Annotated in this window: 14 protein-coding genes; 10 read left to right on the top strand and 4 right to left on the bottom strand. The window is 61.4% G+C overall.

Annotated features, from left to right (window positions below):
- Nucleotides 1–44: 44 nt before the first annotated feature.
- The 4 genes from QMK54_RS14730 to QMK54_RS14715 all read right to left on the bottom strand — a co-directional run bounded on the left by QMK54_RS14730 (nt 45) and on the right by QMK54_RS14715 (nt 5976).
- Nucleotides 45–3140, bottom strand: coding sequence for an MdtB/MuxB family multidrug efflux RND transporter permease subunit (locus QMK54_RS14730; RefSeq protein ID WP_110657740.1), 3096 nt, complete (start codon nt 3138–3140; stop codon nt 45–47).
- Nucleotides 3137–4453 carry an MdtA/MuxA family multidrug efflux RND transporter periplasmic adaptor subunit gene (locus tag QMK54_RS14725; RefSeq protein ID WP_223596298.1) on the bottom strand — a complete coding sequence of 439 codons (1317 nt, stop codon included), beginning with the start codon at nt 4451–4453 and terminating at the stop codon, nt 3137–3139. The genes QMK54_RS14730 and QMK54_RS14725 overlap by 4 nt, the downstream gene beginning before the upstream one ends.
- 327 nt (nt 4454–4780) lie before the next feature.
- Nucleotides 4781–5281 (bottom strand): thiol peroxidase, encoded by a 501-nt coding sequence (gene tpx / locus QMK54_RS14720; protein WP_110657735.1) that lies wholly within the window; start codon nt 5279–5281, stop codon nt 4781–4783.
- 251 nt (nt 5282–5532) lie between these two features.
- Nucleotides 5533–5976, bottom strand: a complete 444-nt coding sequence (locus tag QMK54_RS14715) for an SRPBCC family protein (RefSeq protein WP_223596302.1) — start codon at nt 5974–5976, stop codon at nt 5533–5535.
- Nucleotides 5977–6158: 182 nt separating this feature from the next.
- Here QMK54_RS14715 and QMK54_RS14710 point away from each other — a divergent pair, with 182 nt between their 5' ends.
- From QMK54_RS14710 to QMK54_RS14665, 10 genes are all read left to right on the top strand, one after another.
- Nucleotides 6159–6584 carry a YciI family protein gene (locus tag QMK54_RS14710; protein ID WP_320402800.1) on the top strand — a complete coding sequence of 142 codons (426 nt, stop codon included), beginning with the start codon at nt 6159–6161 and terminating at the stop codon, nt 6582–6584.
- A gap of 577 nt (nt 6585–7161) precedes the next feature.
- Entirely contained in the window at nt 7162–8565 is a 1404-nt protein-coding gene (locus tag QMK54_RS14705) for a DUF1254 domain-containing protein (RefSeq protein WP_320402799.1), read from the top strand.
- A 14-nt stretch (nt 8566–8579) separates the two neighbouring features.
- Complete coding sequence (locus tag QMK54_RS14700) at nt 8580–9527, top strand: transporter (RefSeq protein WP_110661945.1); 948 nt, start codon at nt 8580–8582, stop codon at nt 9525–9527.
- An 8-nt stretch (nt 9528–9535) separates the two neighbouring features.
- Nucleotides 9536–10516 (top strand): MoxR family ATPase, encoded by a 981-nt coding sequence (locus QMK54_RS14695; protein WP_320402798.1) that lies wholly within the window; start codon nt 9536–9538, stop codon nt 10514–10516.
- The gene (locus QMK54_RS14690; protein WP_320402797.1) at nt 10513–11448 is read left to right on the top strand and encodes a DUF58 domain-containing protein; all 936 of its coding nucleotides are present in this window, start codon (nt 10513–10515) and stop codon (nt 11446–11448) included. The genes QMK54_RS14695 and QMK54_RS14690 overlap by 4 nt, the downstream gene beginning before the upstream one ends.
- On the top strand, nt 11445–12029 hold the full coding sequence (locus QMK54_RS14685) for a DUF4381 domain-containing protein (RefSeq protein WP_320402796.1): 585 nt from the start codon (nt 11445–11447) through the stop codon (nt 12027–12029). Before QMK54_RS14690 ends, QMK54_RS14685 begins: the two co-directional genes overlap by 4 nt.
- A complete protein-coding gene (locus tag QMK54_RS14680; RefSeq protein WP_110663162.1) occupies nt 12016–13008 on the top strand; it encodes a vWA domain-containing protein in 993 nt (330 codons plus the stop codon). The genes QMK54_RS14685 and QMK54_RS14680 overlap by 14 nt, the downstream gene beginning before the upstream one ends.
- A gap of 1 nt (nt 13009) precedes the next feature.
- Nucleotides 13010–14590, top strand: a complete 1581-nt coding sequence (locus tag QMK54_RS14675; RefSeq protein WP_223596311.1) for a VWA domain-containing protein — start codon at nt 13010–13012, stop codon at nt 14588–14590.
- The gene (locus QMK54_RS14670) at nt 14587–16014 is read left to right on the top strand and encodes a hypothetical protein (protein ID WP_320402795.1); all 1428 of its coding nucleotides are present in this window, start codon (nt 14587–14589) and stop codon (nt 16012–16014) included. The genes QMK54_RS14675 and QMK54_RS14670 overlap by 4 nt, the downstream gene beginning before the upstream one ends.
- Nucleotides 16011–17039 carry an HAD family hydrolase gene (locus tag QMK54_RS14665; RefSeq protein ID WP_320402794.1) on the top strand — a complete coding sequence of 343 codons (1029 nt, stop codon included), beginning with the start codon at nt 16011–16013 and terminating at the stop codon, nt 17037–17039. Before QMK54_RS14670 ends, QMK54_RS14665 begins: the two co-directional genes overlap by 4 nt.
- The last annotated feature ends 27 nt before the right edge of the window (nt 17040–17066 follow it).

The raw sequence follows: 17066 nt of genomic DNA, 5'->3' as shown, positions 1-17066 counted from the left end.
GATGCCTTCGCGAGCAAGCCCGCTCCCACAGGTCACGCAGGCCGTCATACCGCCGTCTCCTGCGCACCGGTCTTGCCAAAACGACGTCCCAACCGATCGAAATACAGGTAAATCACAGGCGTAGTGAACAACGTCAGAACCTGGCTCAGCAGCAAACCGCCAACCATCACCAGACCCAGCGGCTGGCGCAGTTCCGCACCGGAACCGGTGGCCAGCATCAACGGCACGGCACCGAACAACGCCGCCAGGGTGGTCATCAGGATCGGCCGGAAACGCAGCAAGGCGGCCTGATAGATCGCCGTTTGCGGGTCCATGCCTTGGTTGCGCTCAGCGTCGAGGGCGAAGTCGATCATCATGATCGCGTTTTTCTTCACGATGCCGATCAGCAGGATGATGCCGATGATCGCGATCATGCCCAGGTCATTGCCGCTCAGGATCAACGCCAGCAAGGCGCCGACCGCCGCTGAAGGCAAAGTCGACAGAATGGTGATCGGATGGATGTAGCTCTCGTAGAGCACGCCCAGCACGATGTACATGGTCACCACCGCCGCCAGGATCAGCAGCAAGGTGCTCGACAACGAAGCCTGGAAAGCCTCCGCCGCGCCCTGGAACTGGGTCTGCACGCCAATCGGCATGCCGATGTCCTTCTGCACCTGCTCGATGATCTCGACGGCATGCCCCAGCGCCACGCCGGGTGCCAGGTTGAAGGACATCATCACCGCCGGGAACTGGCCGATGTGGGTGATCGCCAGTTGCGCCTGACGCTCCTCGACATGCGCCAGGCTGGACAGGCGTACTTGCCCGCCATCGGTGGTCTTGACGTGAATCTGGTTCAACGCATCCGGGCCGATTTTCTCGCCGGACTGCGATTGCAGCACCACGCGATATTGGCTGGCCTGGGTGTAGATCGTGGAGATCTGCCGCTGGCCGAAGGCGTCGTACAGTGCATCGGTGATGTTCGACACCGACACACCGACCCGCGACGCCGCATCGCGGTCGATCACCAGGTAGACCTGCAAGCCTTTGTCCTGCAAATCGCTGGCCACGTCGGTCAGCTCCGGCCGCTCGGCCAGGGCCTCGACCAGGCGTCCGCTCCACAGGCTGAGCAACTCCGAATCCGGCGACGACATGCTGAACTGATACTGCGTACGGCTGACCCGGTCTTCGATGGTCAGGTCCTGCACCGGCTGCATGAACAGGCGGATACCGACGAGTTTGTCCAGTTCCGGTTGCAGGCGGGCGATCACTTGCATAGCGCTCAGGTCACGGTCGTGGTGCGCCTTGAGGTTGATCAGCAAGCGACCGCTGTTGAGTGTTGAGTTGTCGCCATCGACGCCTATATAGGACGACAGGCTCTCGACGGCCGGGTCGGCCAGGATCACCTTGGCCAGTTCCTGCTGGCGTTCGCTCATGGCGGCGAAGGAAATCGATTGCGGCGCTTCGGAAATACCCTGGATAACACCGGTGTCCTGCACCGGGAAGAAGCCCTTGGGCACCACCATGTACAGGAACACCGTCAGCGCCAGAGTGCCGATGGCCACCATCAAGGTCAGCGGCTGGTGCCTGAGCACCCACTGCAACTTGCGTCCGTAGGCGGCGATCATCCAGTCGATGAACGCACCGCTGGCACGGTAGAAACGGCCCTGCTCCTCTTCCTTGGGTTCACGCTTGAGCAACCGCGCGCACATCATCGGCGTCAGGGTCAGGGAAACCACCAGGGAAATCAGGATCGCCACCGCGAGCGTAATGGCAAACTCGCGGAATAGCCGCCCGACCACGTCCGCCATGAACAGCAGCGGGATCAGCACGGCGATCAGCGACAACGTCAGGGAGATCAGGGTGAAACCGATCTGCTTGGCGCCCTTGAGCGCCGCGTTCAACGGGCTGTCGCCCTCCTCGATGAAGCGCGAAATGTTCTCCAGCATGACGATTGCATCGTCCACCACGAAACCGGTGGCGATGGTCAGGGCCATCAGGGTCAGGTTGTTGACCGAGAACCCGGCCAGGTACATCACGCCGAAGGTACCGATCAACGACAACGGCACGGCCACCGACGGAATGATCGTGGCACTGGCGCGACGCAGGAACAGGAAGGTGACCATGACCACCAGGGCGATGGCGATCAGCAATTCGTGCTGTACGTCCTTGACCGAGGCGCGGATGGTCTGGGTGCGGTCGGTCAGCACCACCACGTCGAGGCCGGCCGGCAGGTTGTCGGTGATGCTCGGCAGCAGGGCCTTGATCCGGTCCACCACCTCGATGACGTTGGCGCCGGGCTGGCGCTGGATGTTCAGCAGCACGGCCTGGTTCTCGTTGGCCCACGCCGCGAGCCGCTCGTTCTCGGCGCCGTCGACGATTTCCGCGACGTCCTTGAGCCGCAACGGCGCGCCATTGGCGTAGGCCAGGATCAGGTTGGCGTAGTCCTTGGGCGAGGTCAGTTGATCGTTTGCATCGAGCATCGAGACCCGGGTCGGGCCGTCGAAGTTGCCCTTGGGCTGATTGACGTTGGACGCGCCGATCAGCGTGCGCACGTCCGACAGGTTCAAGCCGTTGGCCGCCAGGGCCTCGGGGTTGACCTTGATGCGCACGGCCTGACGCTGGCCACCGGCAATGCTGACCATGCCGACGCCGCTGATCTGGGCAATTTTCTGCGCCATGCGCGTATCGACCAGATCGTTGAGCTTGGGCAACAGCATGGTCTTGGAGGTGATGGCCAGGGTCAGCACCGGTGTATCGGCCGGGTTGACCTTGTTGTACACCGGCGGTGCCGGCAGGTCCTTGGGCAGCAAGTTGGTCGCGGCATTGATCGCCGCCTGCACCTGTTGCTCGGCCACGTCCATGTTGATGTCGAGGCTGAACCGCAGGGTCAGCACCGACGCTCCGCCGGAACTGGTGGAAGCCATTTGCGTCAGGCCGGGCATTTGCCCGAATTGTCGTTCAAGGGGGGCGGTGACCGCGCTGGTCATCACATCCGGGCTGGCGCCGGGATACAGGGTCATGACGCGAATGGTCGGGTAATCGACCTGAGGCAGCGCCGAAACTGGCAGCAACCGATACGCGATCACACCGGCCAGAATAATGGCCAGCATGCTCAGCGTGGTGGCTACCGGGCGAAGGATGAACAGCCGCGAGAGATTCATGCGCCGCCCTTTTTCGCCTTGTCAGTGGTCGCAGGCCCTGCCGCGTTGACCGCCGATTTGCCCTGCAGGTGTTCGGTCGGCGTGGTTGGCACGTCCTGGCTATCGTTGACCACCTCCACGTCACTGCCGTCCTTCAGGCGGTCGGTTCCTTCCAATACGACCCGCTCGCCCGCCGACAGGCCTTCGGTGACCACGGTGTTCAGGCCATCGCTGGCGCCGACTTTCAACTGACGGATCTTGACCTTCTTGTCACCGTCCATGGCATAGACAAACGTGCCGTTGGTGCCGAACTGGATCGCGGCGGAAGGCGCGAGCACTACGCCTTTGAGGGTGTCGGCCAGCAGGCGCACATTGACGAACTGGTTGGGGAACAGCGACTGGTCACGGTTCTCGTAACGGGCCTTGAACTTCAGGGTGCCGGTGGTGACGTCGATCTGGTTGTCCAGGCTCTGCAATACGCCGGTGGCCTGCAGTTTGGTATCACCGCGATCCCAGGCTTCAGCCGGCAATTTGGCGCCGCTGCGATAACGCGCGAGCACGGTGTCGAGGCTGTTTTCCGGCAGGGTGAAGGCCACGCTGATCGGCTGGGTCTGGGTGATGATCGCCAGTGCCGTGGTGTCGTTGGCCGCTACCAGGTTGCCGACATCCAGTTGACGCAGGCCGACGCGACCGGTGATCGGCGCGCGGATCTTGGTGAATTCGAGGTTGAGCTTGGCATCGTTGACCGCTGCCTGATTGGTCTTGACCGTGCCCTGGAATTGACCGACCAGTGCTTCGGCGGTGTCCAGGGTCTGCTTGGCAATGCTGTCTTCGCGGTACAGGCCGCGATAGCGCTCGACGTCGACCTGGGCGTTTTTCAGCTGCGCCTGATTCTGCAGCAAGGTGCCTTCGGCCTGGAGCAAGGCGTTCTGGTACGGGCGCGGGTCGATTTCTGCCAGCAGGTCGCCCGCCTTGACCATCTGCCCTTCTTCGAAAGAGATCTTGACCAGCTCACCGCCGACGCGGCTGCGCACATTGATGGTGTTCAGTGCCGTGACCGTGCCCAGCGCCTTGAAATACAGCGGGAAGTCACCGATGACTGCCGGCGCCACGCGCACCGGTACCGGTCCGGACGCACCGCCGAACCCCGGACGCATCCCCCCCGACCGGCCGGTATGCCCGGCGACGGCTTTCTGCCCCGCAGCCTCTTTGGGTGCAGCGCTGCCGGGCCAGAATTTCCAGCACAGGGCGGCGATGACCAGCAGGACAAGCAGGCCGAACAGCCAGCGACGAGGACTACGGGAAGCGGAGGATTGCATTGAGTGATCAACCATTGGGCGCGTGGGCTTTTTTTACATGAGGCTGAACGATAAGCACTGGCGGGTCTTAAGCAAAGCGCCTTTACCGGCAATTTACCTTTGGCTTACGTAGCAGGAGTTTTGTGTAAGACACTGAAGCACAAATGAAAACGGTGTGGACAGAGAGTAATGCCGTTCAGTTGACTGTAGGAGCGAGCTTGCTCGCGATGGTCGTTAACGATAACGCGTGTCTACTGACTACACGCAGCGTTCTTGAGTCCATCGCGAGCAAGCTCGCTCCTACAACGTCTCTAACTGAACAACATTATTGACAGCGGGGGTGTTAACAATTGTAAAGCCGACTTACTTGAGAACAGCAAGGGCCGCTTCGTAGTTCGGCTCGTCAGCGATTTCGCCAACCAGTTCGCTGTGCAGCACGTTGTCGTTTTCGTCCAGCACGACCACGGCACGGGCGGTCAGGCCTTTCAGTGGGCCGTCAGCGATGGCCACGCCGTAGTTCTCGATGAACTCGGCGCCACGCAGGGTCGACAGGTTCTGGACGTTTTCCAGGCCTTCGGCGCCGCAGAAACGCGCCTGGGCGAACGGCAGGTCAGCGGAGATGCACAGTACGACAGTGTTGGTCACTTCGCTGGCCTTGGCGTTGAACTGGCGCACGGAAGTGGCGCAGGTCGGGGTGTCAATGCTTGGGAAGATGTTCAGCACTTTGCGCTTGCCGGCAAAGTCTTTGAGGGTAACGTCGGACAGATTGCCGGCAACCAGGGAAAAGGCTGGTGCCTTGGAACCGGCTTGTGGCAGTTGGCCGTTGACTTGAACAGGGTTGCCTTTAAGAGTGACTTGAGCCATGAACGGAGTCCTTCTGAACGTTGTGGTGGAGAGTTTTGACGAGGCCGAAGTTAACCACGAAATTGTCCGACGACCTATGGTCAAACATAAATTGTCATGCATCAGCGCACAAAATTGGATACACGCGCTTTCTCATTCACTCCAAGACCCTGTGGGAGAGGGCTTGCTCGCGAAAACGATGGCACATCCAGCATCGCAGTGACTGACCTATCGCATTCGCGAGCAAGCCCGCTCCCACAAGGCCAGTGCTGTCATTTGAGCAATGCCAGCATATTGCGATGCCGCGCCGCGAAAATCCGTCGCATGTAGCCGTTGACCAGCAGCCACTCCAGCGGCGCGCCTCCAATCGCCGAATACGCCACCCGGTCGGTATATAGCGTACCGCCCTCTCCTGCCTCGACCCGATGTTCATGACGAAAGGCGCGCATCGGCCCGCTGAGCATCTCGTCGATGAAATGCCGCTCGCCGACCTCGCGGATTACCACCGTCCAACTCGATGGAATCACATTGAACATCCAGTGGCGAAAGCAAAATTGCCGCCCGGCTTCAATCCGCAGGTTGCTCCGGTCGATATCGCCCAGCGGGGTAATGCGCTCGGGGAAAATCTTCGGAAAGTTGACCCCTTCCAGGCAGAAATCGAGGACCTGTTCGGGCGTGCGGCCGGGGATGAGCGTGGTGAGTTCCAGGATGGGCACGAAGGACACACTCCATGGGTCGATAATCAAGCCGGTCACAGATACCGGAGCGTGCACCGGATGTCGAAAATAAACCTACGCTTGGCGCCATCAACAACAGTTTTTTATTGGCAGTCCTGTCGATTTGCCTCGCTGCCATTCGACCAGGCAGTGAGTCACCCAATAACAACGGAGAGAACACCATGCGATTTATGATCATCATCAAGGCCAACGCCGATTCCGAAGCCGGCGTGATGCCCAGTCAGGAACTGCTGACGGCCATGGGCAACTACAACGAAGAACTGGTCAAGGCCGGCGTCATGCTCGCAGGCGAAGGCTTGCACCCCAGCAGCAAAGGCGCTCGTGTCAGGTTTTCGGGGGCGCAACGCTCGGTCATCGACGGCCCCTTCATCGAAACCAAGGAACTGATCGCCGGCTTCTGGTTGTGGAAAGTGAAATCCAGGGAAGAAGCCATCGAATGGGTCAAGCGTTGCCCTAACCCGATGCCGGGCACCGAAGCCGAAATCGAGATTCGCCAGGTGTTCGAGGCCGAAGACTTTGGCGCCGAATTCACCCCGGAACTGCGTGAACAGGAAGAACGGGTGTGGGAGCAGGCAAAGAAAAACTGACGGACAGATTCCCGTGGGAGCGGACTTGCTCGCGAAGAGGTCGTGTCAGGCAACATCAACGCTGGATGACACACCGCTTTCGCGAGCAAGCCCGCTCCCACCTTGACTAAACAGTCACTCAACTTGTTCCGGCAAGCCCTTGATCCGTATTAACTTTTTAGTACACGAAAATATCGAGAACTTGCACACAAAACGAAAGAATTAATTCATTCGACTGGCTAAGCCGTGGTTAGATGCTAACTTCATCTGACGCGTCCTACAGGCTTGATCGGAAAGGGATTACGCAGTAACGGCCTGACAAAAGTGCCGAGTAGCCAATGAGCCACCAGGGAACCGGGGGAATCATGTTGAAAAGAATGGAGATGCACGCCTTGTTATTGGTGAATCTGCGTGCGCCTGACTTTTATGCCCGGACACACCACGACTCCCCGTCAAACCTGCCGCCCGCCGCCAGGTATCCGACTGGCACGCCCTCCTTTCCCGCGCTCCATTCCGTCCGGACTGAGTGCCCGCAACATTCTCAATGTATTCGCCGAGCTACCACCGCACTACCAGCTCAGGCCATAAGGATTTTTCCATGAACGTTGCCTTTCGCGCAGCCGGCTTCAGCCTGATTGCTCTCAGCACCTGCACCTGGGCCGACTTCAGCGCCAGCCCGGAAGAAGCCCGGGCCATCGCCAGGGAGGCTTACCTGTACGGTTTCCCGGTGGTGGAGATGTACAAGACGCTCTACACCCAGGCCGTGGACAAGAAGAGCCCGAATTTCAAGGCGCCGTTCAACCAGATCGGCAATACCGCCAAGGCCTTCACCGCCAAGGACACCGCGTTTGTCACGCCGAACGCCGACACGCCCTACTCCTTTGTCTGGATGGATCTGCGCGCCGAGCCACTGGTACTGACCCTGCCGCCCATCGAAGAGCATCGTTATTACTCGGTGCAACTGATCGACGCCTATACGCAGAACTTTGCGTACCTGGGCACCCGCAGCACCGGCAACAATGGCGGGCATTTCATGATCGCCGGGCCAGGCTGGCAGGGCCAGCAGCCGCAGAACATCGATCGCTTGCTGCGCAGTGAAAGCAACATCGCCTATGCGCTGTACCGCACGCAGTTGTTTGATGAAAAGGACCTGGCCAAGGTCAAGCAGATCCAGAAGGGTTACAAGGTTGAAACCCTGAGCCATTACGTCAAACAGAAAGCGCCGCCTGCCGCAGCGAAGATCGACTGGCCAAAACCCACGCCGACCATGAGCGAAACCCCGGACCTGTTCCGCTACTTGAACTTCATGTTGTCGTTCGCCCCGACCCAGGACGTGGAAAAAGACCTGATGGCGCGCTTCGCCAAGATCGGCATCGAGGCAGGCAAGCCATTCAACGTGAACACGCTCAGCGCCGAGCAGCGCAAGGCGCTGGAAGACGGGATCAGCGACGCCAAGGCCGGGTTTGCCGAGTTCAAGAAAACCAAGGTCGATACCCACGAGGTCACCAGCGGTGATTTCTTCGGCACCCGCGATCACCTCAAGGGCAACTACCTGTACCGCTACGCCGGCGCCAACATGGGAATCTTCGGCAACTCCGCTGAAGAGGCGAACTACATCGGTTACTTCGTCGACAAGGACGGCAAACCGGTCGACGCCTCGAAAAATGACTACACCCTGCATTTCGACAAGGGCGCCCTGCCCCCGGCCGATGCGTTCTGGTCCCTGACCCTGTACGACGGCAAGAACAAGCTGCTGGTGGCCAACCCGCTCAATCGCTACCTGATCAATTCGCGCATGCTGCCTGATCTCAAGCTCGATGCCGATGGCGGCCTGACGCTTTATGTGCAGCACAAGGCGCCGGCCAAAGACCTGCAAAGCAATTGGCTGCCGGCACCGAACGGGCCGTTCTACGGGATTTTGCGCCTGTATCTGCCACAACCGGAAGTCACCAACGGTCAATGGAAAATGCCGTTGCTGACACCCGTTACCCCACAACAATAATCGGAGTCAGTCACATGATCAGGCCTTTCGTAGTGCGCCCCCTGTTGGCGCTGTGCATGGTCAGCGCTAGCCCATTGGTACTGGCGGCCGAGGGTGGTGTCGGACGGCCGATTACCGGCCAGCAAGTGTTCTCCAATGCCGGGATCGTGCCCCCGGAGCCGGGTTGGGTCATGTCCCTGACCAGCATCTGGTACGACGGCGACCTCAAGGGCAACGCCCAGATTCCTTTGGTGGGTGCCGCCAGTACCGGGCTGGACATGAAGGTTTCCTACACCATGGCCAACTTCACCCATGTCTGGGACACCGGCAAGGGCCGCTGGAACTATGCATCGGCCGTCGGCGTTCCGGTGCAGTACACCGACATATCGGCCAACATCACCGGGCCCCGCGGTCGAACGCTGGGTTCCTCCGACACCGGCACCCAGTTCGCCGACATGCTGGTGACACCGATTGCCGCCGGCTATCACTTCGACGAACTCAATCACATCGCGTTCTCCCTGCCGATCTACGTGCCGACCGGAGCCTACAACGACGATCGCCTGGCCAACCCCGGACAGAACAATTACACCTTCATGCCGACCGTGGCGTTCACTCACCTGGACGGCAAGGGCGGCGAATTCACACTGTCGAGCGGCCTGGAGTTCTACACCGAGAACGACTCCACCGATTATCGCAACGGCAATATCTACACGCTCGATGCACTGTGGACCCATGGTTTTGGCAACGGCTGGAACGCCGGTATCGCAGCCGGTTACATCCAGCAGGTCACGGATGACTCGGGGTCCGGTGCCGACAGCGGCTTCCGCGGACGTTCCGTGGGTGCCGGACCGACAGTGGGCTGGACCGGCAAGTTCGCCGACGCCCAGGCCAACTTCAATGCGCGCTGGGTGCCGGAGTTCGACACCAAGAACCGCCCTGAAGGCAACGGTATCAGCGTCAACATGACCCTGGCGTTTTTCTAGGAGACCGCATGAGCGCACTCAACGACCTCAATGCCCTGCAAGCCAGCATCGCCGAAGCGGTGCTCGGCCAGGACCAGGTGATCCGGCAGATGCTCATCGGCTTGCTGGCCAACGGGCATTTGCTGCTCGAAAGCTTGCCCGGCCTGGCCAAGACCCGCACGGTCAAGTCACTGGCCAAACACCTGGATGCGAAGATGAGTCGCATCCAGTTCACCCCCGATTTGCTGCCCTCGGACATCACTGGCGCCGAGGTGCTGCATCAGGTCGAAGGCAAGAACGAAATCCGCTTCCAGCCAGGTCCCCTGTTCGGCAACCTGATCCTCGCCGACGAAATCAACCGCGCACCGGCCAAGGTCCAGGCGGCGCTGCTCGAAGCCATGGAAGAACGCCAGATCACCGTGGCCGGCAACAGCCATGCGCTGCCGGACCTGTTCATCGTGGTCGCGACCCAGAACCCGATTGAGCAGGAAGGTACCTATCCGCTGCCGGAAGCGCAGATGGACCGTTTCCTGATGAAGGTGCTGCTCGATTACCCGAGCGCGGAAAACGAAAGCCAGGTGCTGCGCCTGTTGCGTGAAGAAGAACAGGCACTCGGCGCCAAGACGGCTGCGGTGCAGGGCTTTTCATTGTCCCAGGACGTGGTGTTCGCCGCGCGCCGGGAAGTCAGCGCGGTGCACGTATCCCCCGCCATCGACCGCTACCTGATCGACCTGATCAATGCCACCCGCCATCCCGCCGACTACGACGCCGATCTCGGCCGCTGGATCAGCATCGGCGCCAGCCCGCGCGGCGGTATCGGCCTGGATCGTTGCGCGCGGGCCGACGCCTGGTTGCAGGGCCAGGATTTCGTTTCGCCAGACAACGTCCGCGCCGTGGTGCACCCGGTGCTGCGCCATCGCCTGCAACTGAGCTACGACGCGGTGGCCGATGGCGTGAGCGCCGATCAGGTGCTCGACCGCCTGCTCGATAAAGTGGCGATTCCCGCGTGAACATTGATGGCCTGGTGTATGTCTCCCTGGCGCAGTTGATGGCCCTGGAGTTCAAGGCCCGTGACCTGAGTTTCCTGGCGCGCCAGCCCCAGGGTAGCATCCTGGCCGGCAACCACGCTTCGCGCTTGCGTGGTCGGGGCCTGAACTTCGATGAACTGCGCCGCTATCAGCCCGGAGACGATTTGCGCCATCTCGACTGGCGCGCGTCCCTGCGCACCGGCAAACCGGTGGTACGCACATTCACCGAGGAGCGCGATCGTCCGGCGCTGATCCTCGTTGACCAGCGCATGTCGATGTTCTTTGGCTCGCAACGCAGCTTCAAATCCGCCGTCGCCGCCGAGCTCGGCGCCCTGGCGGCGTGGATGGTGTTCAACGCCGGCGACCGCGTCGGTGGGCTGGTCTTCAACGATCAACGCATCGACAGCATCGCCCCGCTGCGCAGTCGCAAACGGATCGAGGCGCTGTGCAGCCGCATTGCCCAGCAGAACCAAGAGCTCAATGCCGCCAACCCGGATGCCGAAGGCGAAGACCAACTCGACAAGGTCCTGCAACACTGCCTGGCCGTGGCCGGTCACGATCACTTGATCTGTATCGTCAGCGACTTCGCCGGGGCCGGCGAACGCACCTTGCAACTGATGCGGCAACTGGCGGCCCATAACGACGTGATTGCCATGCAGGTCTATGACCCGTTGGCGCTCAACCTACCGAAAAACGGTCGTTTGCTGATCACCCAAGGGCAATTGCAGGTGGAACTGGCGGTAGATCGACGCCAGGTGCACCAGCCGCTCGGTGATTTTCTCAGCGGCAGGCTCAAGGACGTCGCGACCTTACTGCGCCGCAGCCAGGTACCGCTGATGATGTTCAGCACCGCCACCGAAGCCCACGAACAACTGCGCGCCGAACTGGGCAAGCTCAGCGGAGGGCGCCGATGAACCCCAACATCCCGAGCATCGATCAACTCAAGGAAATGGCACTGCCGGAGCCTGTCAGTTACGTGCCGCAAACCTGGGGTTGGTGGGTGTTGCTGGCGCTCTTGATCGTCGCACTGGTGGTCACAGGCGCACGGCGATACTGGCAATGGCGGCGCGATCGTTACCGGCGCGAGGCGTTGCTGCGGCTGGAGGAGTTGCAGCAGCGCAGCAATGACCTGAGCGCGCTGCGCGAGCTTCCGGAGCTGCTCAAACGCGTCGCGATCTCTATGCCGAACGCAAAACCTGTGGGAGCGGGCTTGCTCGCGAAGAGGCCATTACATTCAAAATTGATGTCGACTGAAAGGACGCCTTCGCGAGCAAGCCCGCTCCCACAGGGGTCTCCTGCTGCATTGGGGAAAGAGGACTGGCAGGCGTTTTTGCAGCGCCACAGTAAACAGCCGCTGCCCGCCGACTTCAGCCAGCAACTCTCGCTGCTCGCCTACGCCCCCGACGCAACATTGCGGGCCCTGCCCCCAGACCAGCGCCAGCAACTGTTCAACACCTGCAAAACCTGGGTGGAGCGTCATCATGTGGCAGCTTGATTACCCCTGGCTGCTGATCCTGCTGCCGCTGCCGTGGTTCGGCTATCGCTATCTGCCCGATTACCGCGAAGCGCGCAGCGCCGTGCGTGTCCCGTTTTTTGCGGCGATGAGCCGTGCGGTCGGGCAGGCCCCGAGCCAGGCCGGCACCCGCAGCAACCGCTGGCAACTACTCCTGAACCTGCTGCTCTGGACGCTGTTGCTGGTGGCGGCGAGCCGGCCGGTGCTGGTGGAAAAGCCAATCGAACGCCAGCAACCGGTGCGCGACCTGATGTTGGCCATCGACATTTCCCAGTCGATGGAAACCACTGATTTCACCGACGCCAACGGCCAGAAAATCAATCGCCTGGCCGCAGTCAAGGAAGTGGTGCACGGGTTCATCGACAAGCGTAAAGAAGATCGAATCGGACTGATCGTGTTCGGCACCGGGGCTTATCCGCAGGCGCCGTTGACCCTCGATCACGCCAGCCTGTCGCTGCTGCTGGACGACACCGGCATCGGCATGGCCGGCCCTAACACGGCCATCGGCGACGCCATCGGCTTGAGCCTGAAACTGTTGGATCAGGCCCACGAACAGGAGAAAGTGCTGATCCTGCTCACCGACGGCAACGATACCAGCAGCGCTATCACCCCGGACCACGCCGCCGCCATGGCCGCGGCCAAAGGCGTGGTGATTCACACCATCGGCATTGGCGACCCGAATGCCGAAGGCGAAGCCAAGGTCAACCTGCAAGGCTTGCAGGACATCGCCCAAGCCACGGGCGGACGCTTCTTTCGCGCCGAGGACCGCAACGCCCTGGATCAGGTCTACAGCACCCTGGACAAACTCACCCCGCATGAGGTCAAAACCCTCAGCCACCAGCCCAAACGCGACCTGTTCTGGTGGCCGCTGGGCGCTGCCATTGCCCTGCTGGCGATTTATCACCTGGGCGCCCTGCTGCTTCCTCGCCTGATGCTCGCCCGTCAACGGCAGGAGGCCTGAGATGGACATCAACCTCAGCGACTTCCATTTCCTGCGCCCGCTGTGGCTGTTGCTCGCGATCTTCGGTGCGTTACTGCCGCTGCTATGGCGGCGCAACCAGGACCTGCAACGGCGCTTGCGCAGCAACATCGCCGCGCATCTGCTACCGCACCTGCTGATCACTCCGCAAGACCAACAACGCCTGCGTCCGGTGCACCTGGTGTGCGCGCTGCTGGTGCTGGGTGCCGTTGCGGCTGCCGGGCCGACCTGGGAACAGGACCGCCCGGACTTTCTGCAAAACCGCGCGCCGCTGATCATTGCCGTCGACCTGTCGCCGTCCATGGACGCCAGCGATGTTCCGCCCAGTCGCCTGGAAGCGGTCAAGCACAAGCTCCACGACCTGATCCAGCGCCGGGCCGGTTCGCGCAACGCCTTGATTGCCTACGCCGGCAGCGCGCACCTGGTATTGCCCGCCACCGACGATCCGGCGCTGCTCGACACCTTCATCCAGGCCCTGGCCACCGACCTGATCAGCAAACCGGGAAAAAATGTCAGTGCGGTCATCGATCAGGCCAAGCGCCTGCTCGCCGCCGAGAAAACGCCCGGCACCCTGCTGCTGATCACCGATGGCGCCGACACCTCGGCACTGGCCGGGCTGGACAAACAACTGGCCGACAGCGCACTGCAAGTCCTGGTATTGGCGGCTGGCAGCACAGACGGCGGGATCATTCGCGATGCCAGCGGTCAGCCGCGCACCGACAGCAACGGTCGCCCGCAACTGGGCAGTTTCGATCAGGACGCCCTCAAGCAGCTTGCATCGACGCTGGATGCGCCACTGGGCAGCTTGACCCTCAACGATGACGATCTGGACTGGATCGAACTGCACGCCGAGCAACATTTCCAGTCAGCCAGTGACGAGCAGCGCGAATTGCACTGGAAAGACGCCGGTTACTGGCTGTGCTGGCCGCTGTTGCTGATCGCTTTCTTCAGCGTACGCAGGGGCTGGAGCGTGAACTGGATGGCTGGCTTGCTGCTGGCGCTGGGCCTGGGTCTGCAACCGGCGCCGGCACAGGCCAACGCACTGACCGATGCCTTCTTCACCCGCGACCAGCAAGGTCGCTGGGCCTTTGAACATCAGCACTACCCTCAGGCGGCGGCGCTGTTTGTCGATCCCTACTGGAAAGGCGTTGCCGCCTACAACGCGGCCGACTTCGATCTGGCCCTGGCCAGTTTCGCGCGCCTGGACACACCGCAGGCTTATTTCTACCTGGGCAACATCTACGTGCGCCGGTTCAAGTTCGATCAGGCCATCGCGGCCTATCAGCAGGCGCTGAAGTTGCAACCACAGTTCCCCGAAGCCACGGCCAACCTGGCCTTGGCTATCGCCTTGGAGAAAGACACCGAAAGCGCCGAGAAAAACGCGCCGGAGGTCAAGCCCGACGAAATCAAGATGGACAAGGCACCGGGTAAAGGTCAAAGCAAAAAGGTCGAGACCCAGCAAGCGGCATCGGATGAGCAGTGGTTGCAGAACCTGACTACATCGCCGGCGAAATTTCTCAAGCAGAAGTTCAGCTTGCAGGATCAGGCGGGGGCTAAACCATGATCAGCCTGAAAGTCCGTGTCGCGGCCTTCGCGAGCAAGCCCGCTCCCACACTGGATGTGTTTGAGCCACAGATCCCCTGTGGGAGCGGGCTTGCTCGCGAAAGGGCCCGACCACTCACCACAACACTCAGCGCCCTGCTCATTGGCCTGATCAGCCTCAACACCTTCGCCGCCGACCCTCAACTGAAAGTCCAGGCCACCCTGCAACCCGCCGACCCCGTCATGGTCGGCAGCCTGGTCGAGTTGCAGCTCGATGTCTTCACCGACACCTGGTTCACCAGCGCCCCTACCCTGCCCGACCTGAAACTGCCCGGCGCGTTGGTGATGCCGCCGGACGGCCATGCCGAGCACATCAACCAGACCTTCGACGGCCAATCCTTCAGCGGCATGCGCTACAGCTACCTGATCACTCCGAACCTGGCCCAGGGCTTCGACATTCCGGCGCTGACGGTTCAAGTCACACCGGGTCAGGCCAGCCACGCACTCAGCGCCCAGAGCCAGCCTTTGCATTTCAACGCCGCGCAACCACCAGGGTTCCAGCCCGGTGAGGCGGTGCTGGTGGCGCAAGGACTGCGGTTTACCCAGAAGACCATGAATTCGGCCACGCCGCTGAAGGTCGGCGACAGCATCACCCGGGAACTGACCTTGCAGGCCGACGGTGCCCTGGCCATGTCACTGCCGACACCGACGCTGGACGCCATCAAGGGCCTGAGCCGCTACCCGAAAGCGCCGCAGATCCGCAATCTGGATGACGGTCGCGGCAACTTCAATGGCGGCCAGCGCATCGACAGCGTGACCTACCGCATCGACCAGCAAGGCCACTACAGCCTGCCAGCCGTCGAACTGAAATGGTGGGACGCCAGCAGTCAGAAAACCCGCACGGCCATGGTGCCTGCCGTGACCTTCGACGCGGCGGCCAACAGCGCCTACAAGCCGGTGTTTTCCATCACCGAGGACCTGAAAAAACTCGGCCAGCAGAATCGCCTGCACCTTTCCGGGCACTGGTTCGGGCTATTGGCACTGGTGTTGGCCGTGGTGGCACTGGGCTGGTTCAGTCGTCCCCTCGTGCATCGCACCTACCTCAACTGGCAAGCCCGACGCCGCGCCCGACACGCCGCCTGGCTCGAGTCCGCCGACTACGCGTGGCGGCAGATTCCGGCGCAAATCGAGGATAAACCGGCGCAACTCAGCGCCTTGTACCTGTGGACCCGACGCAGCCGCCAGGGCCTGAAGCTGACGAACCTCGGCCCACGCCTGCAAACGTTCCTGCGCGCTTGCTACGGCCGTGAGCCGACCAAAGATCAGGCCCTGCGCCAAATCAAGGATTCTTTGTCTACGCTGCATAGTCAGGCCGGGCGCAACAGAGAATCAGTCTCTTGTGCACTGCATCCGCTCAACCCCGTTCACGAGAAGGACTTCCCATGACGCATTCGATATCGCTACGCCGTCATCGCGCACTCGGTTTCCTGCTGACCCTGGCCCTGAGCCTGCCGTTGCTGGTGCAGGCCGCCGAGCCACTGCCCTCGTGGAACGATGGCCCGTCGAAAAAGCAGATCATCGAATTCGTCCAGGCTGTCACCGACCAGAAAAGCAAGGACTTCGTCAAACCCGAGGACCGCATTGCCGTTTTCGATAACGACGGCACCTTGTGGAGCGAGCAGCCGATGTACTTCGAACTGCTGTTCGCCCTCGAGGAAGTCAAGCGCACCGCGCCGCAGCACCCTGAATGGAAAACCACCCAACCGTTCCAGGCAGTGCTGGAAAACGATCAAAAGGCCCTGGCCGCCACCGGCATGGAAGGCCTGCTGAAAATCGTCGCTGCCACCCACTCCGGCATGACCACCGAAGCCTTCGAGGACTACGCCAAGACCTGGCTGAGCCAGGCCCGCCATCCGAAAACCGGCAAGCCGTACACCGAGATGATCTTCCAGCCGATGCTGGAGATGCTCGACTACCTGCGCGGCCAGGACTTCAAGACCTACATCGTTTCCGGCGGCGACACCGGCTTCATGCGCGCATTCGCCGAGAAGGTCTACGGCATTCCACCCGAGCAGGTCATCGGCACCACATTCGTCACAACGTTTGACTACAAGGATGGCAAGGCCTCGATCATGCGCACGCCAAAACTGGCGCACAACGACGATGGCCCGGGTAAACCGGTCAGCATCGACGCGGTGATCGGTCGGCGGCCCATCCTCGCCTTCGGCAACTCCGACGGCGACCTGCAAATGCTCCAGTGGACCGCCGCCGGTCCCGGCAAACGCTTCATGGGCCTGGTGCATCACACCGACGCCAAACGCGAATGGGCCTATGACCGGCAGTCGCAGATCGGTCGCCTGGACAAAGCCCTGGACGAAGCAAACAAACGTGGCTGGACGGTCGTCGACATGGCGTCCGAATGGCGTCGGATCTACCCGTTCGATGCCGCCACACCCGAGCAAGTGCAATAAAAAGACGTAATGCAGGACCGCAATAAA

The organism is Pseudomonas sp. P5_109 (genome assembly GCF_034009455.1).
Lineage (GTDB): Bacteria > Pseudomonadota > Gammaproteobacteria > Pseudomonadales > Pseudomonadaceae > Aquipseudomonas.
This window is presented reverse-complemented; position numbering and strand designations above follow the sequence as displayed.